The organism is Candidatus Saccharibacteria bacterium oral taxon 488, from assembly GCA_013100805.1.
Lineage (GTDB): Bacteria > Patescibacteriota > Saccharimonadia > Saccharimonadales > Saccharimonadaceae > Nanosynbacter.
The window spans coordinates 421,082-446,505 of the sequence record CP040000.1; the positions used below are offsets into that span (position 1 = coordinate 421,082).

General features: G+C 51.4%; 35 protein-coding genes and 4 tRNA genes. 6 read left to right on the plus strand and 33 right to left on the minus strand.

Annotation, left to right across the window (positions count from 1 at the left end):
• Position 1: 1 nt before the first annotated feature.
• The 4 genes from FBF27_02160 (at position 2) to FBF27_02175 (ending at position 4,387) form a co-directional block, all read left to right on the plus strand.
• Positions 2–76, plus strand: a tRNA-Trp gene (locus tag FBF27_02160).
• Between the two features lie 164 nt (positions 77–240).
• Entirely contained in the window at positions 241–1,452 is a 1,212-nt protein-coding gene (locus FBF27_02165; GenBank protein ID QJU09217.1) for a glycosyltransferase family 4 protein, read from the plus strand.
• A complete protein-coding gene (locus FBF27_02170; protein QJU09218.1) occupies positions 1,443–2,660 on the plus strand; it encodes an alpha-amylase in 1,218 nt (405 codons plus the stop codon). The genes FBF27_02165 and FBF27_02170 overlap by 10 nt, the downstream gene beginning before the upstream one ends.
• Positions 2,660–4,387: a hypothetical protein gene (locus FBF27_02175; protein ID QJU09219.1), complete on the plus strand. Its 1,728-nt coding sequence runs from the start codon at positions 2,660–2,662 to the stop codon at positions 4,385–4,387. Before FBF27_02170 ends, FBF27_02175 begins: the two co-directional genes overlap by 1 nt.
• 95 nt (positions 4,388–4,482) lie before the next feature.
• Here FBF27_02175 and rpmG read toward each other — a convergent pair whose 3' ends face one another.
• The 32 genes from rpmG to FBF27_02335 form a co-directional block, all read right to left on the minus strand.
• Positions 4,483–4,704 (minus strand): 50S ribosomal protein L33, encoded by a 222-nt coding sequence (gene rpmG, locus FBF27_02180; GenBank protein ID QJU09220.1) that lies wholly within the window; start codon positions 4,702–4,704, stop codon positions 4,483–4,485.
• 101 nt (positions 4,705–4,805) lie between these two features.
• Positions 4,806–5,477 (minus strand): NAD(P)H-dependent oxidoreductase, encoded by a 672-nt coding sequence (locus FBF27_02185; protein ID QJU09221.1) that lies wholly within the window; start codon positions 5,475–5,477, stop codon positions 4,806–4,808.
• On the minus strand, positions 5,401–6,171 hold the full coding sequence (locus tag FBF27_02190) for a DNA alkylation repair protein (protein QJU09222.1): 771 nt from the start codon (positions 6,169–6,171) through the stop codon (positions 5,401–5,403). Before FBF27_02190 ends, FBF27_02185 begins: the two co-directional genes overlap by 77 nt.
• A gap of 14 nt (positions 6,172–6,185) precedes the next feature.
• Entirely contained in the window at positions 6,186–6,704 is a 519-nt protein-coding gene (locus tag FBF27_02195) for an NUDIX hydrolase (protein ID QJU09223.1), read from the minus strand.
• Between the two features lie 29 nt (positions 6,705–6,733).
• Positions 6,734–6,809, minus strand: a tRNA-Thr gene (locus FBF27_02200).
• A 150-nt stretch (positions 6,810–6,959) separates the two neighbouring features.
• Complete coding sequence (locus FBF27_02205) at positions 6,960–7,556, minus strand: hypothetical protein (protein ID QJU09224.1); 597 nt, start codon at positions 7,554–7,556, stop codon at positions 6,960–6,962.
• 36 nt (positions 7,557–7,592) lie between these two features.
• On the minus strand, positions 7,593–7,892 hold the full coding sequence (locus FBF27_02210; GenBank protein QJU09225.1) for a hypothetical protein: 300 nt from the start codon (positions 7,890–7,892) through the stop codon (positions 7,593–7,595).
• A gap of 51 nt (positions 7,893–7,943) precedes the next feature.
• Entirely contained in the window at positions 7,944–8,327 is a 384-nt protein-coding gene (locus FBF27_02215) for a hypothetical protein (protein QJU09226.1), read from the minus strand.
• Positions 8,328–8,417: 90 nt separating this feature from the next.
• Positions 8,418–8,502 (minus strand) — tRNA-Tyr (locus FBF27_02220).
• Between the two features lie 63 nt (positions 8,503–8,565).
• Positions 8,566–8,642 (minus strand) — tRNA-Thr (locus FBF27_02225).
• A 42-nt stretch (positions 8,643–8,684) separates the two neighbouring features.
• Complete coding sequence (locus FBF27_02230) at positions 8,685–9,389, minus strand: tetratricopeptide repeat protein (GenBank protein ID QJU09227.1); 705 nt, start codon at positions 9,387–9,389, stop codon at positions 8,685–8,687.
• 3 nt (positions 9,390–9,392) lie between these two features.
• Complete coding sequence (locus FBF27_02235; protein QJU09228.1) at positions 9,393–10,223, minus strand: hypothetical protein; 831 nt, start codon at positions 10,221–10,223, stop codon at positions 9,393–9,395.
• On the minus strand, positions 10,216–11,397 hold the full coding sequence (locus tag FBF27_02240) for an RluA family pseudouridine synthase (GenBank protein ID QJU09229.1): 1,182 nt from the start codon (positions 11,395–11,397) through the stop codon (positions 10,216–10,218). The genes FBF27_02235 and FBF27_02240 overlap by 8 nt, the downstream gene beginning before the upstream one ends.
• Positions 11,398–11,407: 10 nt before the next feature.
• The gene (gene trpS, locus FBF27_02245) at positions 11,408–12,589 is read right to left on the minus strand and encodes a tryptophan--tRNA ligase (protein ID QJU09230.1); all 1,182 of its coding nucleotides are present in this window, start codon (positions 12,587–12,589) and stop codon (positions 11,408–11,410) included.
• A gap of 24 nt (positions 12,590–12,613) precedes the next feature.
• Complete coding sequence (locus FBF27_02250) at positions 12,614–13,270, minus strand: hypothetical protein (GenBank protein QJU09231.1); 657 nt, start codon at positions 13,268–13,270, stop codon at positions 12,614–12,616.
• A gap of 114 nt (positions 13,271–13,384) precedes the next feature.
• Entirely contained in the window at positions 13,385–14,239 is an 855-nt protein-coding gene (locus FBF27_02255; GenBank protein QJU09232.1) for an alpha/beta hydrolase, read from the minus strand.
• Positions 14,240–14,315: 76 nt separating this feature from the next.
• A complete protein-coding gene (rpsI, locus tag FBF27_02260; protein ID QJU09233.1) occupies positions 14,316–14,714 on the minus strand; it encodes a 30S ribosomal protein S9 in 399 nt (132 codons plus the stop codon).
• 1 nt (position 14,715) lies between these two features.
• A complete protein-coding gene (gene rplM / locus FBF27_02265) occupies positions 14,716–15,147 on the minus strand; it encodes a 50S ribosomal protein L13 (protein ID QJU09234.1) in 432 nt (143 codons plus the stop codon).
• Between the two features lies 1 nt (position 15,148).
• Entirely contained in the window at positions 15,149–15,535 is a 387-nt protein-coding gene (locus tag FBF27_02270; GenBank protein ID QJU09235.1) for a 50S ribosomal protein L17, read from the minus strand.
• Positions 15,536–15,537: 2 nt separating this feature from the next.
• A complete protein-coding gene (locus FBF27_02275; GenBank protein ID QJU09236.1) occupies positions 15,538–16,455 on the minus strand; it encodes a DNA-directed RNA polymerase subunit alpha in 918 nt (305 codons plus the stop codon).
• 21 nt (positions 16,456–16,476) lie between these two features.
• Positions 16,477–17,097 carry a 30S ribosomal protein S4 gene (gene rpsD, locus FBF27_02280; protein ID QJU09237.1) on the minus strand — a complete coding sequence of 207 codons (621 nt, stop codon included), beginning with the start codon at positions 17,095–17,097 and terminating at the stop codon, positions 16,477–16,479.
• Between the two features lie 2 nt (positions 17,098–17,099).
• Positions 17,100–17,489 carry a 30S ribosomal protein S11 gene (rpsK, locus tag FBF27_02285; protein QJU09238.1) on the minus strand — a complete coding sequence of 130 codons (390 nt, stop codon included), beginning with the start codon at positions 17,487–17,489 and terminating at the stop codon, positions 17,100–17,102.
• A 15-nt stretch (positions 17,490–17,504) separates the two neighbouring features.
• Positions 17,505–17,891, minus strand: a complete 387-nt coding sequence (gene rpsM, locus FBF27_02290; GenBank protein ID QJU09239.1) for a 30S ribosomal protein S13 — start codon at positions 17,889–17,891, stop codon at positions 17,505–17,507.
• Positions 17,892–17,893: 2 nt separating this feature from the next.
• Complete coding sequence (locus FBF27_02295) at positions 17,894–18,022, minus strand: 50S ribosomal protein L36 (GenBank protein ID QJU09240.1); 129 nt, start codon at positions 18,020–18,022, stop codon at positions 17,894–17,896.
• Between the two features lie 51 nt (positions 18,023–18,073).
• On the minus strand, positions 18,074–18,340 hold the full coding sequence (infA, locus tag FBF27_02300) for a translation initiation factor IF-1 (GenBank protein ID QJU09241.1): 267 nt from the start codon (positions 18,338–18,340) through the stop codon (positions 18,074–18,076).
• Positions 18,341–18,378: 38 nt separating this feature from the next.
• Positions 18,379–19,845, minus strand: coding sequence for a preprotein translocase subunit SecY (gene secY / locus FBF27_02305; GenBank protein QJU09242.1), 1,467 nt, complete (start codon positions 19,843–19,845; stop codon positions 18,379–18,381).
• 136 nt (positions 19,846–19,981) lie between these two features.
• Positions 19,982–20,833: a class I SAM-dependent methyltransferase gene (locus FBF27_02310; protein ID QJU09243.1), complete on the minus strand. Its 852-nt coding sequence runs from the start codon at positions 20,831–20,833 to the stop codon at positions 19,982–19,984.
• A 63-nt stretch (positions 20,834–20,896) separates the two neighbouring features.
• Positions 20,897–21,376 carry a 50S ribosomal protein L15 gene (rplO, locus tag FBF27_02315; GenBank protein ID QJU09244.1) on the minus strand — a complete coding sequence of 160 codons (480 nt, stop codon included), beginning with the start codon at positions 21,374–21,376 and terminating at the stop codon, positions 20,897–20,899.
• Positions 21,376–21,966, minus strand: coding sequence for a 30S ribosomal protein S5 (locus FBF27_02320; GenBank protein QJU09245.1), 591 nt, complete (start codon positions 21,964–21,966; stop codon positions 21,376–21,378). The genes rplO and FBF27_02320 overlap by 1 nt, the downstream gene beginning before the upstream one ends.
• Position 21,967: 1 nt before the next feature.
• On the minus strand, positions 21,968–22,318 hold the full coding sequence (locus FBF27_02325) for a 50S ribosomal protein L18 (GenBank protein ID QJU09246.1): 351 nt from the start codon (positions 22,316–22,318) through the stop codon (positions 21,968–21,970).
• Positions 22,319–22,320: 2 nt separating this feature from the next.
• The gene (locus tag FBF27_02330) at positions 22,321–22,854 is read right to left on the minus strand and encodes a 50S ribosomal protein L6 (protein QJU09652.1); all 534 of its coding nucleotides are present in this window, start codon (positions 22,852–22,854) and stop codon (positions 22,321–22,323) included.
• Between the two features lie 109 nt (positions 22,855–22,963).
• Positions 22,964–23,470: a hypothetical protein gene (locus FBF27_02335; protein ID QJU09247.1), complete on the minus strand. Its 507-nt coding sequence runs from the start codon at positions 23,468–23,470 to the stop codon at positions 22,964–22,966.
• Between the two features lie 158 nt (positions 23,471–23,628).
• Here FBF27_02335 and FBF27_02340 point away from each other — a divergent pair, with 158 nt between their 5' ends.
• Both FBF27_02340 and FBF27_02345 read left to right on the plus strand, forming a co-directional pair.
• Complete coding sequence (locus tag FBF27_02340; GenBank protein ID QJU09248.1) at positions 23,629–24,201, plus strand: alpha/beta hydrolase; 573 nt, start codon at positions 23,629–23,631, stop codon at positions 24,199–24,201.
• Positions 24,202–24,297: 96 nt separating this feature from the next.
• Complete coding sequence (locus tag FBF27_02345) at positions 24,298–24,834, plus strand: hypothetical protein (protein QJU09249.1); 537 nt, start codon at positions 24,298–24,300, stop codon at positions 24,832–24,834.
• Here FBF27_02345 and FBF27_02350 read toward each other — a convergent pair.
• Positions 24,806–25,354: a hypothetical protein gene (locus FBF27_02350; GenBank protein QJU09250.1), complete on the minus strand. Its 549-nt coding sequence runs from the start codon at positions 25,352–25,354 to the stop codon at positions 24,806–24,808. The genes FBF27_02345 and FBF27_02350 overlap by 29 nt on opposite strands.
• Between the last annotated feature and the right edge of the window lie 70 nt (positions 25,355–25,424).

Sequence of the window (25,424 nt, forward strand, 5' to 3'; positions counted from 1 at the left end):
TAGGGGCATAGTTCATCGGCTAGAATGGCGGTCTCCAAAACCGCAGAGGTAGGTTCGATTCCTACTGCCCCTGCCACGATTGGTGGTCTGACGACTTGATGAAAGTCGTTTTTTAATGGCTTGCTGTAGAATTGACGGCGCATATCAATTCGTCTCTTGTGAAAATAATGCCTTGATCTCGTGAAAAAATTGCCAGATGTGCTTGAAAAAGCATAAGCGGCGGTCTATACTGTAAATAAGATGAGAATTTTGATGCTAGGGTGGGAGCTTCCTCCGCACAATTGTGGCGGCCTCGGTGTGGCGTGTTACCAGATGTCAAAGGCGCTGGCAGCGCATGGTATTGCTATTGATTTTGTTGTGCCCTACTCGGCGGCGCATCCGAATATTACCCATATGAATATTCATGCGGCCTCGCCGCTGCCGCCGGGTTATCATGATCTCGGAGCGTATGATCACGGGGTGGCACCAGAAGTCGAGGATGCGGACGGGCACGGACTTGAACCGATGCGTCGGCTGCAGCGCCGCTATGGCAAGTTTGTCAGGCAGTTCGCTCGGATGTATCCACCGGACGCCATTCATGCTCACGACTGGCTGACGATGGAGGCCGGCATGATCGCCAAGGAGGTGTCGGGCGCACCGCTGATCGTTCATGTGCATGCTACTGAGTTTGATCGCTCGGGCGAACATTCGGGTAATCCCTTGGTGCATGAGATTGAGCAGCAGGGGCTGATGATGGCTGATCGAATTATCGCGGTTAGTCACATCACCAAGGACATGATTGTCAAGAATTATCACATACCGCCAGATAAAGTTGAGGTGGTATATAATGCGATCGACCTGGCTGACCTGCCGCCGCATGAGTACGACACGGCGACATATAAATACCTTGAGGATCTCAAGACTGATGGCTATACCATCGTTGGTGCGTTGACACGGCTGACGGTACAGAAAGGGCTGACCTACTTCGTGCGGGCGGCAGCTAGAGCGTTAGAGCGCTACGACAAGATCGCATTTTTGCTATCGGGTGACGGCGAGCAGCGGGATGAATTGGTAGCCTTAGCCGCGCGGCTGGGTGTGAGCGACCGGGTAATTTTCACTGGTTTTGTTCGTGGCAAGCAGTGGCGCGATGCCTACTACCTGATCGATATATTCATCATGAGTTCGGTATCAGAACCGTTTGGGCTGACGGCGCTGGAGGCGGCACATCATGATACGGCGCTGCTCATTAGTAAGCAGTCGGGTGTTGGCGAGGTACTCCATAACATCATGCGGTTTGATTACTGGGATGTTGATAAGCTGGCGGATGAAATCGTCAATATTGCGCGCTCGCCAGGCTTGCAATCGGCATTAAAGCGTAATGTCAAGGATGAATACGCTCGGCTGTCGTGGCGGGATGCAGCCGAGCGGTGTGTCGCGCTGTATCAAGCGTCGGCTGAAAGGAGGTGGGCATGAGCCGAGGTATCACCCTCTATCTTCACGTGCATCAGCCATGGCGGGTGCGGCGGTATAGTATTTTTGATGTGGCGACGCGGCATGATTATTTCGAGACGAATGATCCAGCCCAAAACAACGAGTTAATTTTTCACAAAGTTGCCGAGAAGTCATATCTACGGATGAATGCTCTATTGGAGGAGCTGCTCAGGCGGCATCATGATTTCAAGTTGTCGCTGAGCATCAGTGGTGTATTCCTCGAGCAAGCGGAGCGCTTTAACCCAGCGGTGATCGAGAGCTTTAAGCGGCTGGTTGCCACTGGTAAGGTCGAATTGGTATCAAGCCCCTATTATCACAGCCTGGCGTTCTTTTATTCGCGACCCGAGTTTGAGGAGCAAATTCGCCGTCACCAGCAGAAGCTGCGCCAGCTGTTTGGCGTCGAGACCACGGTACTCGCGAATACCGAACTGGCGTATAACAACGACCTCGCTAAGTGGGCGGAGAACGCTGGCTTTAGCGGTGTGCTGGCCGAAGGTTGGGACGACGTGCTGGAGTGGCGCAGTCCGAATTATGTGTATCGGCCGGTTGGTACGGAAACGATCGGGCTGCTGCTCAAGAACTATCGTCTGAGTGACGATATCGCCTTTCGGTTTAGCAATCGATCGTGGGCGGGTTGGCCGCTGACGGCAGAAAAATATCGGACGTGGCTGATGGAGGCGACGGCCGAGGCACCGCTGGTTAATTTGTTCATGGATTATGAAACCTTTGGCGAGCACCAGTGGTCGGATAGCGGCATTTTTAGCTTTTTTGATCAGTTCGTTGCCTCGTGGCTCGAGGTTAGTGGTAATACGTTTTATACGGTGTCTGAGGCGCTGGCGGCGCATCGGCCGGTTGGTGATATCAGTATGCCAGAGACGGTGACTTGGGCGGATAGTGAGCGCGATTTGACAGCATGGAATGGCAATGACTTGCAGAAGGAGGCGCTGCGGTATCTGTACGAGCTGGAGGATGATGTACTGAGGAGTGGCGATGAGCAGCTGATCACTGACTGGCGGCGACTGCAGTCGTCTGATCATTTTTACTATATGTGCACCAAGTGGTTTACCGACGGCGACGTCCACGCCTATTTCAGCCCGTATGATTCGCCGTACGAGGCCTTCCTCTATTATGTCAACGCAATTCGCGATGTGCGCTGGCGGCTGAGCGCGCATCGGTACGAGAGGTTTTGATGGCGGTGCTACTAGCAAATGGCAGGTTGGCGGTTAGGCTTGATCAGTTTGGTCGAGTGAGTTCACTGTCGTTCCCGCACGTTGGCCGCGAAGTTCAGAATCGACAATCCGTGCATCGGATCGGCGTGTGGGTAGACGGCGAATTTTCATGGATTGATGATGGATCCTGGCGAGTGACGCTGCGGCTGCCGCAGGGAGCGCTGGTGGCGCACACGGTGCTCAAGCATGAGCGATTGGGACTGGTGCTGGAATGCGATGATTTCGTTGATAGCAAGGTCAATGTATTTGGTCGTAATATTCACGTGGTCAATCTGCGAACTGAGACACGCCAGGTGCGGTTGTTTTTGCATCAGGCGTTCCGGCTGCACGACGATGGTCAAGCGATTGATACGGCGCAGTATGTCGAGGCCTCGCGGGCGCTGCTACATTATCGCGGGCGGCGGGCGTTTGCCGCTGGCCTACGGACATTTGCTGGGCGTGATTTCGATCGGTGGACGGTCGGGCGATTTGGTGCTGGGCTTGATGGCGCGTGGCGTGATGCGGAGGACGGTGAGCTGGCGGGCTGTCCGCATGAATATGGCATGACTGACTCGGTGCTGGGCTGCTCGCTGCGGCTGGCGGCGCTAGCGTCGGATCGCTGCACTTACTGGTTGGCGGCCGGGACGTCGATCAAGGAAGCGTTGGGGCTGCACGAAAAGACGCGCAGTGTCGGCTTGGTGCGGAGCTTGGCGCGGACAACGGATTTTTGGCACAAGTGGCTGAGCCCCGGTTTTCGCGCGGCCCAGAAATTACCGCTACCACACCGTAAGGCCTTTATTAATTCCCTGTTGACACTGCGAGCCCATGTGGATGAGCACGGGCTGATACTGACTGATGGTTCAGCCGGCAATTGTCGTCTGCACGACGCGGCGTTCGCGCTGTGGCCGCTGATTCGGCTGGGCTGTGGCAATGAGGCGGCGATGTTTTTCGAAGCTTGCCGGCGGATATTTGAGACCGATGGTTACTTTGCGCCAGCATATTATACGGATGGTGAGCCGGTGGCAACCGATACCGCGTGGTGTCAAGACCGGCCGCCAATGCGCTTGAGGGACGCGGCGGCGGTACTATTTATCTTCTGTCAATTTGCGACGTCGCGAGTTGGCGCGGAACACTCGCGGCAGCTATATCAATCGGTGGCCACCAAGGTAGCGACATTTTTGACGGATAATTGGGATAATCCGGCGGCGGACGACGACGCGGCGTTCGTTTGGCGGTTGTCACGCGCGGCGCTGGAGCAAGCGAGTGAACTCGCGCAGCAACATGACGACCCAGCCAATGCGGTGCAGTGGCGAACCTGCGCTGACGATATTAGCACGCAGCTGGCGGGGCGTGATGCTGATGAGATGACGATGGATACGGTGTATGCTGCCTATATGTTCGGTGTTGAGGGCGAGGCTGAGCAGACCAAGCAGCTGGTTAGTCGGGCGACACAAACATTAGCGGCAGTTGACGGTCTGTTCAAGCGACGGGCGGATGATCCAGATAGTAGCGTGGTTGCTAGTTTGTGGCTAGCGCAATATTATATCGAGACGGGAGAGCTGGCGCGAGCAGAGCGAATCGTTGACTTGATCCGTGGTGAGCGGCGCATTACTAAAACTGGCGTGGTGAGTGAGCACAGCGCGTCGTCGGTGGTAGCTTCGGCTGAATATGTCAATACCTTGCTTGATATGATCGTGGCCCAGCGCTGAGGTCAGCGCATGAAAATTAAACCGGCCTGCTGATTTGGTCGTTTGTCACAAATAAAAACCACCCCTGTCTGAGGGGTGATTCTCGCTTGATGTTATTAGCCCTTACGCGGCTTGACCTCGTTGCGACCGAGGTTTTTCTTGGTCTCGGTGTAGGTTGCATGCTGGCGGGCCACTGGATCGTATTTTCGGAGCGTCAGCTTGTCCTGCCCTTTTGTGGTGCGGTTTTGGGTGTTGACCGTAGTGTAGTACGTGCGGTGGCCGCTCAAATTACTGACCAAACCAATCAACTTCCGCTTCGTGTTCTTCTTCTTTGCCATCTCTTTACTCGTTACGTTTATTTACAATCTTGACCGATTATAGCACAGATAATTAGGAAACGCTAGGGGCGCTGACAAGGAAAATTGCTCTTGCCCCCGCGCTAATACCAGCGTACCATCTCATCAAGTGGCCGGCGGCTGCGCGGGTGTGGCCGGTCACTCCGGCTGGCGTAGCCGAGCGCCAGCATGAGAACCGGCAGATCTTTGGCTGGGTCAATGAGCTGGTGGGTTGTCAGTACCTCTGTCGCTTGATCAATCGAAAATCCCTCAATCGGACACGAGTCAATCCCCCGCTCCGCTGCCACCAGCATGGCAAAGCCGAGGGCGATGTACGCCTGGTGCGCTGACCACTGGTGCAGCCCGTCAGGCGTGTCCATCAGCTTGAAATCTTTCTTCGCCCACTGCTTCCAGAAGGTTTTATAGGCGGTGCGCTCGACCAGATTCATGCGCTTTACATCACGGAGTATGTGATCGATGTGGTCACTAAGCGCGTCGGCCGTCTTGGCGGTAAAAATGAGGAAATGGCTGGCGTCAAAGCGCGGCTTGTTAATCGGTGCGCATTTTTTCAGACCCTGGCGCAACTGCTGATCTTGGGCGACGATGACGTCGAATTGCTCAAAACCGTACGAGGTTGGCGTGAGGCGAATTGCCTCAAGGATCAGCTCCATATCTTGGTCAGAGATCTTTTTATCAGCATCAAATTTCTTGCAGGCATGGCGAAAATCCAGCGCCTTGGTAATGTCTGCTGCTGAAGTGGTTGGTTTGCTGGTCATTGGCGTCCTCCTTTTGTTGCCTAATGATACGTTGCTCTTCGGGTGTGAATCGTCGCGATTCGCGCATTTTTTGATAAGCTTTGTTGCGCGTCCAGGCGTCAATGTGTCCGTTTTCTAGTTCAGCCAGCGTCAGCTCAAAGAAGTGCACCGCCGCCGTTGCGTACAGCCAAGCTAGCCCCATCTTGACGTAATAGCCGTCGTGCCTGACGTTCCGCAGCGCCGCGAAAACCTGGCCAATATGTGCTTCATCCAAAAAATTAGTCATCAAAGAAATTACGCCGTAGCGCACTGTAAATTCAGCTTCGCTTTGTAGGCATTCTAGTGCAAAATCCCACCAAATTTCGCCGGCAAAGCGCCGCTTTTTCTCGATGAACACATCAATGTGCGCCCACGAATCAACGCGCGGCAAATAGTTTCGAGTCAGTTCAATCGCCGCCTGATCATCGAGCCGAGCGTGCGTGATCAACAATCCGCACAGCAGCACGTAGTCAAATGATTTGTTCTTGGCCGTTAGCAATTTGCTAATGCCGGCTGCGCTCATATCAGGCGCCAATTCCCGCGCCAACCGCCGCAAATCCGGCACGCGCACCCCGATGACCGGCATCTTGGTGTTGACGATACGCTGATTAAAGGCGGCGTAGGATTCGTTGCCTTGGGCAAGCGTTTTGAGCTGGCGCGTGAGGTTGTGAAGCATATGTTTATTATAACCTATAAGTGGCGCATTGCTAACGCTGCTCCCACTGTTTCGGCGAAACCTGGCATGAGCTTCATCTTGGGAATTTCTTTGAGATTAAACCAGGCAGCGGATTTATTTTCCCAATTAAGTCGTGGCGTAACGGTACTTGCCAGTTCAACGAGGACTGCAACAACATGCCATTCACGATCTAACTGTTGATCAATCTGTACAAATGGTCGGCTGAGCTTCGTACGGATAATATGCTGCTTTGAAACGCCGACCTCTTCGGCTAGTTCACTATACGCGATGTCTTCAATACTAAGATTAGGGTTGTCGATAAAACCGGATATGCCATTAACCAGCTCCGGATAGGCGATAACGTCACTGCTGCGTTTAGTCAGTAAGACTTGATCGTCTGAGACAACGACACAATTTAACACAAAACACACACGTTCATCAGTATAGTTAACTCGTCCATCTTCAAAGCGTGGATAATCAGCCGTAAGGTCGCGAATGTGTTGCATGTAGGCGGCAGACGATTGCTTATCCATGTTTAGTATAAATAATCTAAAAATCAAAATGGAGCCACGATCGGGGCTTGAACCCGAGACCTCATCCTTACCATGGATGCGCTCTACCAACTGAGCTATCGCGGCATTACACCATCGCCTGTGGCATGCGCTCTACGCATGTTTGCGTTTCACGCGTAGGGGCTACGCACCACACCGCTACTTTCGAAAACGGCGCGGCAACATTCGTATTGTACCATATTCACGTGGCCGTGCAAAGACGATGGCGCTCTCAGACTACTTCTCTGTCTCGATCTGATCTGGCTTGTCGGTGGCTTCAGGGGTGGTCGGCGCAGCTGTTTGTTTCGGCTCTTCTTTGTGCGCCGTCGGCTTGTTGGCTTTGTCTGAGTCAAACTCAGATTCAATTTCGCTAAGCACATAGCCCATAGCGGCGACCAGGGCGATGGCGACAACTCCGCTCGCAACGTCGTAGTAATGAGTGAAGAAGCTGAGGATAAAGGTGACAACGGTGGCAAAGAACGTAACGACAATGCCGGCGGTAGTAAAGAGCCAGCCTCGGGTTTGTTTGCGTCGTAGTGGTGAGACGGCCAGTCCGAAGAGGACGACTTCGGTGACGGCAAAGATTAGCGTGATGATCTGCTGCAGGCGAATGAGAACGATGTTGGGTACAAAAATAGAAACGCCAAAGAGCGAGATGCGGTCAGCTTGCGACAGAAGTGATAGGGCTGAGGTTAGTGACAAGGCAGCTACCACCGCCAACATTGCAGCGACAATCCAGAGGTTGTCGGCGACCGCTTGGCGCGATTGCTTGGACATGCGTGGTAATGGTTTATAGAGTGCTTTGAGTGTTTTGGCAAATGGAAATCGTTTCATGATTTGATAATAGCATGTCGGGCGGCGGCGAGCAACTTAGTGTGAAGTACGGGTGGATTTTGTGGTGCGCGCTCGGGTTGGTTTGGCTGACCGCGGCAAGCGCGGTGCAATGATGGCGTCCAGTACCGTCCAGGCGACGCTATTGACCAAGAAGACCACGCCGACGATACCGGCGATTGAGGCAGCCAGGTGTGCAGCTGAATTACTGATCAGGATTAGCCCGCCGCCGATCGTTAAGCTGATAATGGCTAGGGCGACGTAGGCCTGCTGTAATTTGAGGCGCTGATTTTTCTGCTCGTTCCAGGTAATCAGTCCTCGCTTGATAAGCTCTAACATGCTCGAAATTATAGCATTGTTTATGAGTAAAGTCAACGTTACCTATAGTCGCTAGTTAGTCACCAGGCAAAACCTATTTCCATCAGGGTCTTGCATAACTACCCAGCGCCAGTTGCCTTCTGACTTTTCTTCTACGAGCTTTCCACCAAGGTCGATTATTTGTTGAATAGTCTCGTCAATATCATCGACAACAATATCGATATGCATCCCGAGAGATTCTTGATCGGGAACCTGTTGGATACTAATTGTTACCCCATCCTCATTATTAGTCGATGGTAGATCAATGTATGGCGGTGAGACATCACCCAGCTCTCTGCCGGTTACGGCGCTCCAGAACTTTGCCGATTTTTCACTATCTGTTGCATTTATAATAACGTATCCAAGCGCACCAATGGGTGCTGTTTTCTTCTCGGGTATTGTTCTTCCCTTCTCCATAGTTTTTATTATAACAAAATACCCATGTTGCTCAGGTACAATTCAATTTAAAAAGAGCGTCGGCTAACGCTCTCTGTGACATAACTAATATGGTGCCGGAAGTAGGACTCGAACCTACGAAGCCTGACGGCGGGAGATTTACAGTCTCCTGTGATTGCCACTACACGATTCCGGCATGGAACTTGCTGCACCGCGGCGCCCACATGTTTTTACACGCTTGGTGTGGGGGCGATGCAAATGGAGCCGATTCAGGGATTCGAACCCAGGACCTGCTGTTTACAAAACAGCTGCTCTAACCAGCTGAGCTAAATCGGCATCTTGAATGATTGTAGCAAGTTTTGCAGCCCAAGACAAGGTCTACATGATCACTTTTCGTGATTGTTGCCGCGGCTGGCGTGCCTGCTGAGGGTGAGCCGGGTGCTGCGAACGGCGCGGGACGGTGGCTGGCTTGTCAGGCGTGAGCATAGCCGCGGCGCGCTCGCGAAGTTTGGCGGCCAGTTCGGGCTGCTTGGCGCTGTCGTAGGCTTGGGCGAGCGTGTTCAAGGTGTGCGCTGTCGGCTCAAGCTCGGCGGCCTTTTCTAGCGCCGCCAGCATCTTCTTCGTATTACCTAATTTCTCCTGAACCTTGGCGTAGGCGATGTGCCGGGCGGCATGACTGGCCTCCATATCAAGCGCCTGCTCAAATGCCAGCGCCGCCTTGACATAATCTTGCGTCTCGTAGTAAATGAGGCCGACATTGTGCAGGCTCGAGGCGCTCGGCTCGAGGCTCTGGGCGATCTCAAAGCACTCGATGGCGTCCTTGTAGGCACGCTGCTTGGCATACAAAATCCCCAGGCGATTGTAGGCTGTGGCATTTTTCTCATCGACGCGCAGGATGGTTAGGAGTGCCTTTTCGGCACGCAGATATTTGTTTTCACGCAGCGACTCTTGAGCGATAGCCCAGAGCTTGTCAAGTTTCTCTGACAATTTAACTGGTAAGTTTTGTGCTTCGCCGACTGACGGCTGATACCAAACTGCCCACACCATAACCAGCAGGATAACTAATAATCCAGACATATGCATCCATTATACCACAATATTGATCAGCGCCAGCCGCACGTTGCCATTGTGCATCAGCCGCGTCTCGGCGGTGATGATCCGATCAAGGAGGGTCTGGTGCGCGGGACTTGGCTGAGTCTTCATCTGAAACGCCACCATGGTGAGGAGGATGTCGATCAATTGGAGGGCTTTTGCGCGGTCGGTGAAATAAGACGGCAGTGTGCGTAGTGCTTCGTATGAGCCCGGTGTAGAGAGGATGCATTTGGCGTCAGCGGCAATGGCCTGATATTCGGACAGCAGTTTCGGCGTGCGTGCTAGCTGGCGGATGAGTAGTGGCCGGCCGGCGGCCAGGAACAGGATTTGGCGACGCTCGCTGGCAGTGAGCGAGGTGCTATCAAGTAGCGTCTCGTCCTGCGCCTGCGAGGTGCGGTGCAAGGTTAGCACTTGACAGCGCGAACGAATGGTGGCCAGCAGCTGCTGTTCGTTCTCGGTCACCAGCAAAAAATGTGTGTTGGCGTTCGGTTCCTCCAAGGATTTGAGAAGCGCGTTCTGGGCAGCCTCGCTCATCTGGTCGGCTGGATTGATAATGATGATGCGGCGAACCGTGGCATGCGTGCGCAGCATGGCGATCATAGTGCGGATCTGCTCAGTCGTAATCGTGGTTTTTGCCTCCAGTGGCTGTAGGCGAATCACCTCTGATGGCGTGAGGCTTGCCAGATATTCGGCGGCGCCAATGCCGTCCAGCCCACGCTCGGCGGTGATGATCACCGCCTGCGGCAGTCGCTCGGCAAGTTGGTGTAGTGTAGCGCGGTCGCGATGCGCTAGCATCGGCATGCGCGGTGGGTGCGGGTTAGTCATGAGTGGCCTCGCTCATCTCGTCCTGGGTTGCGGCAACTCTCGGGAATAATTGTTGAAACTCCTCCGGAACGGCCGCCTCAAAGGTTTTTCGTTCGCCCGATGGCAACGTGATTTCTAATTTGTGGGCGTGGAGCATCAGGCGGCTGGCATTGGGTTTACCATAAACGCGGTCGCCGAGAATTGGCGTGTTTAGGTGTGCCATATGGACACGCAGCTGGTGAGTGCGGCCGGTGGTGGGTTTGAGTTCAATTAGCGCCTGGGCGTCAGTCGCCGCCAGTACGCGGTAGGTTGTCTGGGCGGGTTTGCCATTCGGATCGACGCGGAAGGTGCTGGGCGCGGACGGATTGCGGCCAATTGGCAGGTCGATTTTTGCAGCGGCTAGTTTTGGTATGCCGTCGGTCACCGCGAGGTAGGTTTTTTTGGTGGTGCGCTGAGCGAATTGCCGCTGTAAGTGGGCGGCAGTGTCAGCGGTTTTAGCAATGATCAGTACACCCGAGGTGTCGCGGTCAAGCCGATGGACGATGCCCGGACGGTCGGTGTCAGAAGCAAATAAGGTTTTGGGGCGAATAATCTCTGCTACCGTCGGCTCAGTCGATAGTCCGCCTTTGGCGTGTGTCAGGAGACCGCTGGGTTTATTCACCACTATCACGTCATCGTCTTCGTATAAAATCGGCAGTTCTGCACTAGCCTGCTCTTGTTCTGGTAACTTGACGGCGATCTCGTCAGTCTCATCCACCTCGAACCTTGGCGCCGTCACCACTCGCTGGTTGACCGAAATATGCCCGGCTTTGATGTATTTTTGCCAGAGACTGCGCGAAATCGACGGGTCAAATGCCGTGGATAAGTGGACGTCCAGACGCTGCTTGGTTGGTGCGATATGGAACATGATGACAAACTTGCCTTGAAATGGCGTTTCAATGCAGCTCGCATCAAGCGGGTTTGGCAAAATCTCAGCATTGGCTGGCTTACCAGGCCACAATTCGTCAATTGATTCTTCATCGACGATCGAGCCGTAGAGCACGGCGAAATGCTGCTTGTTCAGGATGAATTCTGCCAGCACGTGCGATTCATCGGTCTGAATCTTCAGGTGGCGCAAGGCTTTGACGGGCGTGTTGTCGTCTGCCAGCTGGTACAATCTGGCGATCTTGAGGATGGTGCGCGGCGAAATCTTCACGCGAGCGTTCCTATCTCCGCAGCCCCACGGCTGTCTGGACACGGTGCAAGGTTTCGTTAGCGACGATGTTCATGCCGCGCTCGCTGGATTCCAGTTTGCGTTCAATTGCCTGCTCGTCAACTGCCGCCAGGCGCGCTTGGAAATTCGCCAAGAATTCCGCTACTTCATCAGCCACGATTCGCTTAAAATCGCCGTAGCGCTCCATACCAGCGTATTCGCTGATGGTTTGCTCCAAGCTCACGTCTTTTCCGGCGTCTTGGCGTACCAGGGTCAAAATCTCTAGCAGATTGGAAATGCCCGGTTGGTTTTCACGGTCGTATTGCACCTTACCTAGTGAGTCGGTGGTGGCGCTCATGATTTTTTTGTGTGCTACCCCTGGCTCGTCGCCAAGGAAAATGACGCCCTTGCCGCTGTCGTCGGATTTGCTCATCTTTTTGGTCGGGTTCACCAGATCTTTGATCCTCAGACCTTGGTCTTTACCGAAGAATTGATGTTGCTGGGCGACTGGTTTGGGTACGACAAACAGATCGCCAAATTTGCGGTTCATCCGCTCGGCAATGTCGCGCGTAAATTCTAAGTGCTGCGTTTGGTCGTCACCGACTGGTACGTAGGTGGCGCCGTAGAGTAAGATGTCGGCAGCCATCAGGACTGGGTAGTTGAAGAGGCCAACAGATGCATTATTGTAAGTGACCTTCTCTAAAGCCATTAGCATAGGAGAGTTTAATAAATGAGCAGAGGTATTGCTTTGGATAACTTCCAATATATTCCGATCATCTACCGTGGTATCCTCAGACATTTTACTATCAATAAATTTGCGCGATTTATCCTTAAACTGCGTCATTCGGCTCATCTCACCAAACCCCGTGAAGCAGTCCAAAATCCACGCCAGTTCGCTGTGGGCTGGGACGCGGCTTTGGCGGTACAAGTGAATCGCCTCGTTATCTAGCGGCAACCCCGCCGCCGTGTAAATCCGGGCGTTGCTGAGAATGCTGTCATATAACTTGCTGTGGTCAATCGGCGTCGTGAAGCTGTGTAGATCGGGGATGAACAGATTGATATCAAAATCGGCTGAGCGGCGCTTTGCCATGTCGACAATTGGCAAAATGGCACCAAAATAATTGCCAATGTGAATATCGTTGTTGGCGCGCACGCCAGTGAGGATGACGGGTTTGGTTGGTTTCATTGTATTCATTATAACACTCCTTTGGTTTTGAAATTATTTATCTGCTGACTGCGCTTGGTCTAGGATCTTTGACAGTTCGCTAATAAGTTCACGCAGTTGAGGATTGCGCAAGATTGCTCGGCGGGTGGCTGGCGTCCAAATGAGCGTGCGGGAACGTAAGGTTTCTGCCAGCGTTTCGCCCGACGGCGTCAGTAGGCCCTCTTTATCCAATTGGAATAATTCAGGCAGCAGCGCATCGCAAAGCAGTGCCAGCGGCGCTTGCGATCGGGCAATGATTCGATCGTGTTTATCGACCGGCATAGAAATTGGGTTAAATCCTAATTGCTGCAAATGGCTGGCTGCCGCCTCGGCGTTTGGCTGGTCGCTGGCGACAACCGCGCGCTGGGCGCTATTCATTAGCAAATGGACAACGGCAGCTTTCTGGTCAAGCTGATCGTTAAATCGGCGGCTGGTATCCATAACGCTATCGTGTAAAATTATCAGCCCCCTCACGGGCGGTACGATAAAATTTTCCAAGGGCGCGCACACGTGGATAATTTCACAATCGGATAATTCTTCTGTGTTGGTGTGGCGGTCAGCTGTGTCAAATTCACGAACTAGAAAGCCGTACCTCTTAGCGCGCCGCACTAATTGCGAACCCAAATCGCCCAGCGAACCGATAACGCCGACAGTTTGTTTTGTGGATGTCATACGGCCTCCTTTGATTTTACGGGGATGGTTATATTGTTAAGTATACGATATCTGGCGTCGCTATGCAGATTTTTGATACGATAGTCTGGGCTTGGACCCGATCTCAGTTATAGATCATTTTCTTAATCTTTTTGTGCGACTCGTAGATTTTGACGGATACTCGCCCGTCAGATGCTGCTTGACTAGCCCAGACAAACGCTTGGCATATTTATCCGTTATTTCGTGCCTCTGCATGGTCATTGACCGATGGACGATGTTCTTATGCTCTTTGGCTAGTTTCTTCAAATTCCGTTCGACGATCAGTGGGTCGAGTTTGCCTGACAGAATAGTGATTGGCAGTTTCAATTGTGATATATCAGTCATCGTGGTTTGATTGATTATTGCAGTATTTAGAGCGGTCAGGAAGGATTTAGCAGTAATTTTATCAGCCGTAAATCCCGCGTCGGGCCATATATTATGTCGGTCAGCGAACTGCAACAGGCGCTTCGAGCTCCTCGGATGCTTGTTGATAAGGCTATATAGGGTTCGTAATATTTTTTCTGGATGATGGATTTTCTCGTCAATCTTAGGGTGATATATTGGCGGGCTGCATAGGATTAGTGACTGAGCTAATTTTGGATATTTTTTAGCGAGTTCTACGGCGGCCAGCGATCCCATAGAATGGCCAATGACGATGTCAAGATGAGTGATTGATTCGTGGCGTAGCGTGGCGGTGATGCTGGTGGCCTGGTCGTGAGCGTTGTATGATTTCCAGTCGGGTTTTGGTGAATTGCCAAATCCTAGCATGTTAATGGCGATAACTTGCGTATCTCTGGGCAAATATGGTTCTAGCGGTTTCCAGGTACGCCACGATGTGCCCAGCCCATGGATAAGTAGAATGGTAGATTTTGGGTTATCTGGGCGACAAAAATAATATACATTCAGGGTGTACGGGACGCGCAGCCAGCGGTGGATTAATCGATCAAACATTATATTAAGTATACTATGAAAACACTCCGCCTGCACATGAGACGGAGTATTCTCGAGAACCGGTTTCTCCTCTGTTTTAACGCTTGGAGAATTGTTCGCGCTTGCGGGCAGAACGCAGACCGTATTTCTTGCGTTCTTTCTCGCGTGGGTCACGCTTGAGCAGCTCAGCCTTCTTCAAGACTGGGCGCAGATCAGCGTGAGCAGCCGTCAATGCTTTGGCGATGCCAAGCTTGATGGCGTCAACTTGACCAGCGAGACCACCACCTTTCACCAAGATGGTAACATCGTATTCCTTTTGCTTGCTGACGATAGCCAGTGGGTCGGTTACTTCTGCCAGCAAGGTTTTGTTGCCATCCAAGTACTCAGCAGCTGCTTTGCCATTGATGGTGATGGTACCCTTGCCAGGAAGCAAGCGAACACTTGCTGAAGCACTTTTGCGTCGTCCCAAGCCGTAGAAATAGGTATCAGTAGCCATATTACTTTACCTCAACTTTCTCTGGGGTTTGTGCTGCGTGAGCATGCTCGCTGCCGGCAAATACGCGGAGGCGCTTGAGGCGCTCTGCTTGCAATTTGTTCTTTGGTAGCATACCTTTGACAGCTTCTTCAATAATTCGTTCTGGGTGGCGTTCACGCATTTCTTTGAACTGCGTTTCTTTGATGCCGCCCGGGAAACCGCTGTGACGGTAGTAGTACTTGTCAGTTTCCTTGTAGCCAGTAACGACGGTGTTTGCAGCGTTGATAACTACGACGTAGTCGCCACCATCAACGTGTGGTGTGTAGGTTGGCTTGTATTTACCGGTCAGGTGTTTAGCAATTTCAGTCGCCAAACGTCCTAGTGGCAATTCGCTCGCGTCAAACAATACCCAGCGGCGAGAAACTTCAGATGGTTTTTGTGAATAAGTCTTCATCTTATTTCTCCTTCTTTGGCATTGGTTTGATATCGTCGACAAACTCGATGATTGCCATTTGTGCGCCGTCGCCAACACGTAGGCGGGTGCGCTCAACGCGAACGTGTCCGCTGGTGCGGCCGCTCAGCTGTGGGGCAATTTCATCAACGAGCTTGTAAGCAACAGCGCGGGTGCTGAGTGCTGCGATCACCTGGCGGCGGCTTGCCAAATCGCCTTTCTTCGCCTTGGTGATGATTTTTTCAATGTGGCGCTTCAGCTCTTTGGCTTTCGGCAAGGTGGTCTCGATTTTGCCGTGCTCGACTAGGCTGGTTGCCAGACCTCTCAGCAAGGCTCGCCGTTGATCACGCTCACGGCCGAACTTGCGCCCTTGATATCCGTGTCTATGCATAGTTAAAACTCCAACTCCGCCATCTTGTCGCGTACTTCATCCAGCGCCTTTGAACCAAAGCCTTTCAATTCTCGCAAATCTTGCTCGGTCAAAGTCACCAGGTCGCGAATGGTGCGGATTTCATTGTTAATCAGCGCGTTCGTTGTGCGGGCGCTTAGGTTTAATTCTTCAATTGACATGTCAAGTTCCGAATCATCTGCCTCGTCGTTACCCAGCGCTGGCGCACCAGTTACCACAGTCGAGCCTGCCAGCGCGCTGTATTGGCTGACGAGGATAGCCGCTGCTTCCTCAAAGGCTTCGCGCGGTGTCAGTGTGCCGTCGGTCTCAACCGTCAGTGCCAGCTTTTCGAGGTTGGTCTCGTCGCCAACACGGGTCGAGTCGACCTTGTAGCGAACGCGCAGCACCGGTGTAAAGATAGCGTCGAGCGCAATCATGTCGGAGTGTAATCGATTGACACTCGACTCCTCAATCGTCTGGTAGCCACGGCCAGCTTCTGCCACCAAGTCCATGATGACGGTCTTATTCGGATCATCGATGGTAGCGATGATGTGGTCTGGGTTAACAACTTCTACTTCGCCGTTTGCTTGGATGTCGCCAGCGGTGATAACACCACCAGTTTTTTCCAGACGCAGCTCAACTGGCTCGTCAGTGTGAACGCGGAGTCGCACACCCTTTAGGTTCAGCATGATGTCAACGACATCTTCTTTGACGCCCTCGACGGTGGTGAACTCGTGTGTCGCACCCTCGATACGAAAGGCAACGATCGCGCCGCCGCGAATGCTCGAGAGTAGCACCCGGCGCAAGGAGTTGCCAAGCGTATTGCCATAGCCGGCGTGCATCGGCTCAATCAGAAAGGTCGCACTGGTCGCAGAGGTGTCATCAACGCTCGCGAGTGCTGGATTGTAAATTGCTTTTGCCATAATTCTTCCCTAACCCTTCTTTTATCGTGAGTAATACTCAACAATTAATTGCTCGTTGATGTCAGCTTCTGCTTCCTCGCGCTTTGGCAGTCCAGTCACTTCAATCTTCAGCTTCTTGCTATCACTCTTTAGCCAGCTCAGCGGACCTTGGATTGAATTGTTGATCACGTCGTCGATGTGCGTGAAGTACTCAGATTTGGTGCTCTTTGGACGAACGGTGATAACATCACCAGCCTTAACACGAATCGACGGAATATCGACGCGGCGGCCGTTTAGCTCAAAGTGCCCGTGGCTGACCAACTGGCGAGCAGCGCGGCGCGATACAGCGAACCCAGAACGATAAACTACGTTATCCAGCCGGCGCTCCAGCAGCTTCAGTAGATTCTCGCCTGCCAAACCCTCTTGGGCGCGGGTTGCTTCATTCATCAGGCGCGCAAATTGCTTTTCAACCAAGCCGTAAAGCCGACGAACCTTTTGCTTTTCGCGCAGCTGCGTAGCGTACAGGCTTGGCTTACTTTGGCGGCCGTGTGCGTGCTGACCTGGAATGCCAGATTTTCGCGCCAAAACTTTATGTGCTTTTGGATGAAGCGCATAACCTTCGCGGCGGCTTTGCTTGACAATCGGTGAATTATCTCGTGCCATAATTATGCCCTCCGTGCCTTTCGTGGACGAACGCCGCCGTGAGGCACGCCAGTTACGTCCTTAATGCTTTCTACTGAGATGTCGAAAGCGCCAACCGCACGAATAGCGGCGTCACGGCCCAAGCCGACACCTTTGACGAAAACGTCAACTGATTTCAAACCATACTGCGTTTTCGCAGCTTCAGCAGCTTTTTCAGCAGCAACCTGTGAAGCATAGGCGGTGCCTTTTTTGCTACCACGGAAACCACATGCACCAGCTGATGAAGCGGTCAACACGTTACCCTTCTTGTCAGAAAAGGTAACAATGGTGTTGTTAAATGTTGCTTGAATATGCAGCTGACCAGCTGGGACTGATCGGCGCTGCTTCTTCTTGGTAGATTTTGCGTCTGCCATTTCTTAGTCCTTTCTTTAGGTCTTACTTGCTGCTTTTGGTTGTGTACCGCCCACGGCGATGGCGCGACCCTTGCGAGTTCGTGCATTCGTACGAGTCCGCTGTCCGCGTGTCGGCAGTCCTGCTTTGTGGCGAAGACCGCGATAGGCGTTGATATCCTTCAAGCGCTTAATGTTGTTAGTTACCAAGCGCTGGAGATCACCTTCGACGGTGTATTCGCTGTCGATAATTTCGCGAATCTTGTTTTCTTCAGCCTCGGTGAGATCTTTCACCCGAGTGGTCGGCTCAATCTTAGCCGCCGCAAGGATGCTCGAAGCGTGCTTCGGCCCAATCCCATAAATATAGGTGAGCGCAATTTGCACTTGCTTCTCTGTTGGGATAACTACCCCAGCAATTCGAGCCATGCTTAACCCTGCCTTTGCTTGTTCTTAGGTTTTCTTTTGTTGATGACGTACAGGCGGCCTTTGCGGCGCACTAGCTTGTCACCTTTCTTGGGATCTTTGTCGATCTTCTTGACACTTGCACGAACTTTCATAAAGTGCTCTGAAATCTCCCTTCCCGAGTAAACCCGAGATTATCGTTAGTATTATGACGAGCGCCGCGTGTTTCGAACCGCGTGCGCTGGTCGCTCCTCCTTGAGGCGAAAGACGATGCGACCCTTTGTGAGATCGTAAGGAGTCATCTCGACTTCCACCCTATCACCAGGCACCAGGCGGATGTAATTCTTGCGCATCCGTCCCGAAATGTGCGCGATGATACTATGGCCATTCTCCAGTTCCACCCGAAATTGGGTATTAGGCAGTGCTTCCACCACCTTACCAATCATCTTGATGACTTCCTTTTGACTCGCCATAAGTTACAGTTGTCAATTATACCGTATCGCCTCGGCGATTACAAGAGGGACGAGCGTCGTTTTTTCGACTTTTTCTTGGTCAGTTCGTCTGGGTCAAAGTCGTCATAGGTAACCATCAGAGCGCGCGAGTTGAGCTGGCGTAGTGACTCGAGGCCGACTGAGACTACGATGAGCAGCCCGGTACCGCCGATCGACAGGCGCGAGCCGCGGATTGCCGCTAGGTGATACATTAAATATTCAGCGACAAACGGCAAGATGGCGATGATACCGAGGACGATTGAACCGAACAGAATTAAGCGATTAACCGTGCGCGTTAGATATTTCTCGGTTTGCTCACCCGGCCGAACGCCCTCGATAAAGCCGCCCTGCTTTTGCAGATTCTCAGCGATTTCGTTAGCGTTAAAGACGATCCCGGTGTAGAAATAAGTAAAGGCAATGACCAAGAGGAAATATAGCGTCGGGTAAATGAACGCCTCCCAGGTGCTGCCGGTAAAGGAGCCCGGGTTTGGCGCCTGAAACCACGTGATCAGGGTGTTGGCAGTGTTTTGCAGGTTTGGATTGCCTGAGGCCTTCATGACTTGGCCGATGAATTGCGGCAAGCTGAGGAAGGCAACGGCAAAGATGACCGGGATGACGCCAGCAGCGATCAGCTTGACCGGCAGGATGCTCTTGATACCGCCGTAGCTGGAATTACCGTGAACGCGCTTGGCGTAGTTGATGGTGATGACGCGCTGGGCTTCGTTAATTTTTACCAAGAAGTAGAGAATGATGAGTGAGGCGATAGCCATGATTATCACTAGCCAAAAGACGGTTGGATTGACCGGCAAGGTAAACCAGTTAAAGACGTTCAGTCCGCCAGCCGCAGTGTTCCCAAGCGACGAAATGAGTGAGCCCAGCATCTGCGGGATCTGGCTGATGATACCAGCGAAAATCAAGATCGAGATACCATTACCGATACCCTGCTCGGTGATCAATTCACCCAGCCACATCAAAAGTACCGAACCGGCCGTCATTGCCGTCACGCCAACTGTCCACTCGAGCATCGTCGGGTCGCTCAGCGTCGTCGTACCGCCAGCTAGCACTGTCTGGCGCAACAGGAAGATAAAGGCGATCGACTGGACAATGGCCAATGGAATAGTCAGCCGCCGCGTCCACTGCTGGATCTTGCGCCTGCCCGATTCACCGTCCTTGTGTAGCTCCTCGAGCTTTGGGATGGCCTTGGTGAGTAGCTGAGTGATGATACTAGCGGTAATGAATGGACTGAGTCCAACCAGCACGAGTGAAAAGCTCGCCAGCGCACCACCCGAAAGCAGGTTCAAGAACCCGCCGAGGTCAGTCTGTCCCAGCGCTGCTGCCAGTGCCGTCTTCATCTGTGTCGGATTAGCCAACGGCACCGGAATATGCGCCAGCATTCGATACACCACAATAATCCCCACCACAATGGCCAGGCGTTTCTGCATATCTTTATTTTTCAGCGACCGCCACACGGTCTTCCAACTCATCATCGTCGTTTACCCCTCTGTCTTTGGCATTTATATCCTCAGTAACTCTTTTCAGTATAGCGTAATTATTGATGCTTTTCCATAGGTTTATTGCTGTTTTATCTAAATTGACTGTCGGTTGTATTAGACAAAGTATAATCTAGAGTGGTTTTTTACAGATATATACTTTATATGCAAAGACGTTATTTTCAGCACCATCAGAATACAGCGAGGCGGCTGTCACATTAACAAATAAGTGTTCAAGCCGCAGCTTCTTAATGATGCCCGCAAGAGGCCGTGCTAATTGTCTTAATCGGTCAAATGATGGTTTTAGACCCGTGGTCCAATCTTGAACCTCCATTAGTTCAAAACCGGTTTCCTTGATAGACTGTTCAAATTCACCCCTACCGAATTGATACATAGCATGGATCGCAGCGTGATCTTTCACTAAATCAGCTAATCGTTTTATCTCTTGGTTAAAATTTTTGTAATCCATCTCGTACTCGGCGCAGACTAGCATTCCTCCAGGTTTAAGTACTCTGTAACACTCCGACAACACCTGTTTGACATTCCAGGCATGAGACAAAGATTCTGTTGTATAAATGCGATCAAAGCTGCTGTCATCAAAACTTAAATCTGAGTAATCTTGCACTAGAAATGATGTTCGTGCTGCAACCCCATGCTTTAGAGCTCTGCGGGCAGCATTTTTAACTTCGTGCGGTGTTATCGTAATGCCAGTAACCTTGACCTTACAGGTCTTTGCGATTTCAGTAGCGACAACACCTTGTCCGCAGCCAGCGTCTAGTATGCGCATGTTTGGGTGTAATCGGAGTAATTTGATGAACTTACTATGGTAGTTAGCCTGTGCTTTATCCTCAGTCGTGTGTTGATCATCGTAATATCCGAAGTGCTGACTGCGCTTCATGACGAGTAAATATCCCAGTCTTGAGCCAAGTTTTTGGTAATAGCTTGCTGCAGATTTACCGTCTTTTGATTTATTGAACATATTCATATTATACCATTTACGTAAAATACCCCGTCCTGTGCGGGGTATTTGTTTGTGTGGCTGATAAAATTACTTATCGCTCTCCTCGACATCCTTGGTACTTTGGCGCAGTGGTGTCGCAACTTTCTCAAATGAGCCGCCGGCTTTTTCAATCGCTTTGACAACTGAAGCGGAAGCAGCTTGCACTTTCAAGTCAACCTTAGCTTTCAATTCACCGCGGGCGATCACCTTGACCGTGTGGAACGGCGTGGCGATGTAGCCTTCGGTAAATAGCAATGCGTTGTCAACGGTCTTACCGTCAAAGGCATTCAAGTGATCCAAGTAGACTACCTGAGCTGGTGTGCGCAGGCTCTTGAAACCGCGAGCTTTTGGCACAGCCTGAGCTAATGGACGCTGGCCACCCTGGAACATGGCGCGAAGCTTTTTACCAGTACGGGCGTTCTGTCCCTTAGTACCGCGACCGGCGGTTTTACCCTGGCCAGCAGCGATACCGCGACCAACACGCTTTTTATTCTTGTTTGCTGAAACTTGGAGATCGTTGTATTTCATTACTTAGCCTCCTTTTTAGCAGCTTTTTTGACTGGCTGAGCATTGAGCCACTGTTCGCGTGGAACCAGTGATTTCAATGCTTCAATGGTTGCGTAGGCGATGTTCACCTTGTTGGTTGAGCCAAGCGACTTAGTCAATAGGTTACGGACACCAGTTACGCCGATGATCTGTCGCACTACACCACCAGCGATAATACCGGTACCAGGAGCAGCTGGCTTGATCAGCACGCGGGCGCCTGAGAACTTGACTTCGCTGTCGTGTGGAATGGTCTCGCTGTTCAGCGGCAAAGTGATCAAATGCTTCTTGGCAACTGAGGTTGCTTTGGCGACCGCAGCTTGCACGTCGGCACCTTTGGCTACACCGACACCAACCTTGTCCTTGCGGTTGCCGACAACCACCAACGCCTTAAAGCGGAAGCGGCGGCCACCCTTTACCACGCGGCTCACGCGGTCAATGTTGATTACCAATTCCTCAAACTCTTTTGGTGCGTCATCGCGCACATTTCGCCGGTCATCGCGGCGACCACCACGCGGACTGCGAGGCCGGCGGCCTTCTGCGCGTGGGGTAGTATTTGCAGCTTGTTCTGCCATACTAGAACTCCAATCCTTCTTGGCGCGCAGCATCAGCCAATGCCTTCAAGCGACCAGCGTACTGGCGGCCGTTGCGGTCAAAGACCACTGCGCTAATTTTACTTTTCTTTGCTTTCTTAGCAATTTCCGTACCGATGGCAGCACATTTTTCGCTCATCGTACCTTTTGCTTTGGTGCCGACAGTGGTTGCGGCAGCCAATGTCTTGCCAGCGATGTCGTCGATCAGCTGAGCACTGACGTGCATGTTGCTGATGGTGACCGTCAGGCGTGGGCGCTCTGCAGTGCCTGAAACTTTCGCGCGAACGCGGTTTTTGCGAAGAGCTTGGTTGAGTAATTTCTTGTTTTCAGCCATGATTACTTACCTGTCTTTCCTGCTTTGCGCAAAATTTGCTCGTCAGCGTACTTGATACCCTTGCCCTTGTATGGTTCAGGCTTCTTCAGCGCGCGGATTTCCGCAGCGACTTGGCCGACTTGCTGTTTATTGATACCGCTGACGATGATGGTCATCTTTTCGTTGGTAACGGTGATGCCCTCTGGGGCTTTGTATTTGACTGGGTGTGAAAACCCGAGCGCCATTTCCAGCTCATTGTTACTGGAGCTCACGCGGAAACCGACACCATTGACCTCGAGACGCTTCTCGTAGCCCTTGGTCACGCCGATTACCATGTTGTTGATCAGCGCGCGCATCAGACCGTGCTGGGCGCGAGCAGTTTTAGACTCATCCTTCGGATGAACCGTGACTTGTCCGTCTTCGACTTTCACCTCAACTGCTGGCGTGATGAATTGTGTCAATTCACCTTTCGGGCCCTTTACGACCACATCACCAGAGTCAACCGTGATTGTCACACCGGCCGGAATAACCACCGGCAGTTTTCCGATTCGACTCAGACTCATTACTCACCTTTCGTGTGATTTGATATTAACCCTGGTATTTTAGCATAGATTAGGGGTGAAATGCAAGGCGGGCTCTCACCGACCATGTACTACATAAATCGCGTTAATATATATTGTAATGTTCTTTTGCGATGTTCAGCAGGAGTTCATATGCCCAACCAACTATCTTTTTCTCGCTTAGTTCCGATAATCTCTTATCGCCATGGAATAGGTTACAGCGTATAGTATATATAACATCCGCAAGATTTTCTAAATCTAAATCTTCTTCATTCCTAAGACACTTTTCCTTTTCATTTTCCTTTCCTTTTTTCATATTTTTAACACTTAATCTCCCTTCGGGCTTTGTACTCTTGAAATCCTTGATTATGCACTCTCTGTTCGTACTCACATATTCTCCCGCTATGCTTTTGAAATATTCTTTGAATCTATCTGGCTCTAGATACTCTTCCGAATACATATTGTAATTACGATTATATGCAATCCAAAGTATCATGAAACGAATGATCGATCTGTCATCATCATTGAATGTATAATTAATAGCATTCTCTAAGCTATCTATATATTCTATGTTTTCCTTTATATTCTTTGCACTTTCTTTTTCTATAGTCATATCATTTCATTCCTTATGTCCATAATATAGTGTTTATTAAAGCGTCATACCGCTCCGTATTCATTATTGTAACAGAATAGCAAGCAACTGGTCGGTCGGTCACTAAACATCAGCCCTTCATTGCCCAATACTCAAAGCTTTTCTATAATAAACACACGATGGCAATGCGCACCACACCTCACCTTATTCTCATCCCTGGTCTGGGTGATCGAAAGTGGCTATATAAGCTTGTTTGTCCCGTGTGGCGGGCGCGTGGTTTTCGTGTACATGTTTTTACGTTCGGCTGGGAGGACGCAGCGAGTAATTATCACGATAAGCAAAATCGCCTGAACAATTATATACGTGATCTAAATGGGGACGTATATATCATCGGTGCAAGTGCAGGTGGTGTGGCGGCACTGAATGCTTTGGTGGTGGTAGATGACGGTAAAGTCAAAGGCGTTGCGACAATTGCTACGCCGTATGTTTATCGACAGCGCCTAAAAAACGAGACACTTGCCCGGGCAATCGACGAATTATCCAATAACCTGCCCGCTATTCAAGCAAAGCTCGCGCGTGTCACTTCATTCTACAGCATTTACGACCAAGTTGTGTCGCCAAACGACAGTCAGCCAAATGATAGTGAATTCGCAGACGTTAATTATCAGCAACTACCAACTTTCGGACATGGGCTAACGATTGCGGCGGGGTTAACGGTGTTTGGCGAGCAGCTGGAGCAATCTCTAAAGTAATGACGATAAGCACTTTTATTGACGAATAATCAGGCTGGTCCTTATAATTACTGCTAGGTGCGGTGTCTTGTAGTAGACTGCTCACATCAAATTATCATGTTCAAGTTTCATCTTTCACGTGTACTCGCCATAACGTTTAGCCTGACGACGTTTGTTATTATAGTGCTGTTCTATGTCTATCAAAGTAACCCCTTCCCAACTATCACCATCGCTTTCATCGTCGTTATCGGCAATTTCTTTTGCCTTGTCGTAAGTCTATTTTTCTACATCTGGCAGCGCGCTCACAAAGACACGCCGCAGAAGGATCGCTTGGAGGCGCTCGAGACATATGCGCGACTAGATAATGACGGCCTGCTGATTAGTAGCGCGGTAACTATTATTAAGATCGAGGCGGACAGTTTTTGGCGGCTCAAGGAATATGGCGAGACGATCACTATACCTATCAACGCCATGAATCCGCTGCGCCTGCCACCGGTGGGCACGCGGGCAACATTCGCACCGATTGGCAATAAAGACAATCGAGTCATCGGCGTGATTACCGAGATAACGAACGGGAGGATGACGGTCGCACCGGCACCAACAATCAAGCCCAGTAAACCAAAACTCACCGCCAAAACCACGACGTCCAGCTGAGCGGTATCAGCATGAGCAAGGACGCTATCGCTAGCGTGATGTACGCCCCCAGTGCCGGCCGCGTCAGCTGTGGCGTATCATAATGATACACCCGCCGCAGCTCATAATAATCCCACAAACGCCATGCACAAATCGTTAATAAAACGGCAGAAATGAGCGACAGCATCCCACTAAGCTCAAAATGATATGTTTGATTACTAAAGTTAACAACAAACATGAACTCCGCCGCCGCCAAACATGACCACCACCGCTTATCTCGTTTCAGCCCCATTACCGCTACACAAAATCCCAACGGAATGATCAATCGCACCACCGGCGTGTAGTCAAAAAACAGCTGCGTGTAATATTCAATCGGATATTTATTATTGCCTGCAGCCGCCATCAACGCACCTACGCCATAAAATAATGTTAATAACACGACGCCAAACACAAACAGCCGCAACATATCGTTATAGAACACATCTCGCAGTGTGATGACGTCGGCTTTAGAGGTAGCAGGAAGCTTCAGAAACGGAATCATTTTTGCCTACCGTTGATCCATGAACACGTCCTTATGATTTTTCATAAGAATATCGTAGTTTGCGAGGCGG

Excerpts from the sequence above, each read along its gene's own strand:
- FBF27_02165 (QJU09217.1), top strand. The coding sequence starts at position 241 with ATGAGAATTTTGATGCTAGGGTGGGAGCTTCCTCCGCACAATTGTGGC.
- FBF27_02175 (QJU09219.1), top strand. The coding sequence starts at position 2,660 with ATGGCGGTGCTACTAGCAAATGGCAGGTTGGCGGTTAGGCTTGATCAG.
- rpmG (QJU09220.1), bottom strand. The coding sequence starts at position 4,704 with ATGGCAAAGAAGAAGAACACGAAGCGGAAGTTGATTGGTTTGGTCAGT.
- FBF27_02185 (QJU09221.1), bottom strand. The coding sequence starts at position 5,477 with ATGACCAGCAAACCAACCACTTCAGCAGCAGACATTACCAAGGCGCTG.
- FBF27_02190 (QJU09222.1), bottom strand. The coding sequence starts at position 6,171 with ATGCTTCACAACCTCACGCGCCAGCTCAAAACGCTTGCCCAAGGCAAC.
- FBF27_02195 (QJU09223.1), bottom strand. The coding sequence starts at position 6,704 with ATGGATAAGCAATCGTCTGCCGCCTACATGCAACACATTCGCGACCTT.
- FBF27_02205 (QJU09224.1), bottom strand. The coding sequence starts at position 7,556 with ATGAAACGATTTCCATTTGCCAAAACACTCAAAGCACTCTATAAACCA.
- FBF27_02210 (QJU09225.1), bottom strand. The coding sequence starts at position 7,892 with ATGTTAGAGCTTATCAAGCGAGGACTGATTACCTGGAACGAGCAGAAA.
- FBF27_02215 (QJU09226.1), bottom strand. The coding sequence starts at position 8,327 with ATGGAGAAGGGAAGAACAATACCCGAGAAGAAAACAGCACCCATTGGT.
- FBF27_02230 (QJU09227.1), bottom strand. The coding sequence starts at position 9,389 with ATGCATATGTCTGGATTATTAGTTATCCTGCTGGTTATGGTGTGGGCA.
- FBF27_02235 (QJU09228.1), bottom strand. The coding sequence starts at position 10,223 with ATGACTAACCCGCACCCACCGCGCATGCCGATGCTAGCGCATCGCGAC.
- trpS (QJU09230.1), bottom strand. The coding sequence starts at position 12,589 with ATGAATACAATGAAACCAACCAAACCCGTCATCCTCACTGGCGTGCGC.
- FBF27_02250 (QJU09231.1), bottom strand. The coding sequence starts at position 13,270 with ATGACATCCACAAAACAAACTGTCGGCGTTATCGGTTCGCTGGGCGAT.
- FBF27_02255 (QJU09232.1), bottom strand. The coding sequence starts at position 14,239 with ATGTTTGATCGATTAATCCACCGCTGGCTGCGCGTCCCGTACACCCTG.
- rpsI (QJU09233.1), bottom strand. The coding sequence starts at position 14,714 with ATGGCTACTGATACCTATTTCTACGGCTTGGGACGACGCAAAAGTGCT.
- rplM (QJU09234.1), bottom strand. The coding sequence starts at position 15,147 with ATGAAGACTTATTCACAAAAACCATCTGAAGTTTCTCGCCGCTGGGTA.
- FBF27_02270 (QJU09235.1), bottom strand. The coding sequence starts at position 15,535 with ATGCATAGACACGGATATCAAGGGCGCAAGTTCGGCCGTGAGCGTGAT.
- FBF27_02275 (QJU09236.1), bottom strand. The coding sequence starts at position 16,455 with ATGGCAAAAGCAATTTACAATCCAGCACTCGCGAGCGTTGATGACACC.
- rpsD (QJU09237.1), bottom strand. The coding sequence starts at position 17,097 with ATGGCACGAGATAATTCACCGATTGTCAAGCAAAGCCGCCGCGAAGGT.
- rpsK (QJU09238.1), bottom strand. The coding sequence starts at position 17,489 with ATGGCAGACGCAAAATCTACCAAGAAGAAGCAGCGCCGATCAGTCCCA.
- rpsM (QJU09239.1), bottom strand. The coding sequence starts at position 17,891 with ATGGCTCGAATTGCTGGGGTAGTTATCCCAACAGAGAAGCAAGTGCAA.
- FBF27_02295 (QJU09240.1), bottom strand. The coding sequence starts at position 18,022 with ATGAAAGTTCGTGCAAGTGTCAAGAAGATCGACAAAGATCCCAAGAAA.
- infA (QJU09241.1), bottom strand. The coding sequence starts at position 18,340 with ATGGCGAGTCAAAAGGAAGTCATCAAGATGATTGGTAAGGTGGTGGAA.
- secY (QJU09242.1), bottom strand. The coding sequence starts at position 19,845 with ATGATGAGTTGGAAGACCGTGTGGCGGTCGCTGAAAAATAAAGATATG.
- FBF27_02310 (QJU09243.1), bottom strand. The coding sequence starts at position 20,833 with ATGAATATGTTCAATAAATCAAAAGACGGTAAATCTGCAGCAAGCTAT.
- rplO (QJU09244.1), bottom strand. The coding sequence starts at position 21,376 with ATGAAATACAACGATCTCCAAGTTTCAGCAAACAAGAATAAAAAGCGT.
- FBF27_02320 (QJU09245.1), bottom strand. The coding sequence starts at position 21,966 with ATGGCAGAACAAGCTGCAAATACTACCCCACGCGCAGAAGGCCGCCGG.
- FBF27_02325 (QJU09246.1), bottom strand. The coding sequence starts at position 22,318 with ATGGCTGAAAACAAGAAATTACTCAACCAAGCTCTTCGCAAAAACCGC.
- FBF27_02335 (QJU09247.1), bottom strand. The coding sequence starts at position 23,470 with ATGACTATAGAAAAAGAAAGTGCAAAGAATATAAAGGAAAACATAGAA.
- FBF27_02340 (QJU09248.1), top strand. The coding sequence starts at position 23,629 with ATGGCAATGCGCACCACACCTCACCTTATTCTCATCCCTGGTCTGGGT.
- FBF27_02345 (QJU09249.1), top strand. The coding sequence starts at position 24,298 with ATGTTCAAGTTTCATCTTTCACGTGTACTCGCCATAACGTTTAGCCTG.
- FBF27_02350 (QJU09250.1), bottom strand. The coding sequence starts at position 25,354 with ATGATTCCGTTTCTGAAGCTTCCTGCTACCTCTAAAGCCGACGTCATC.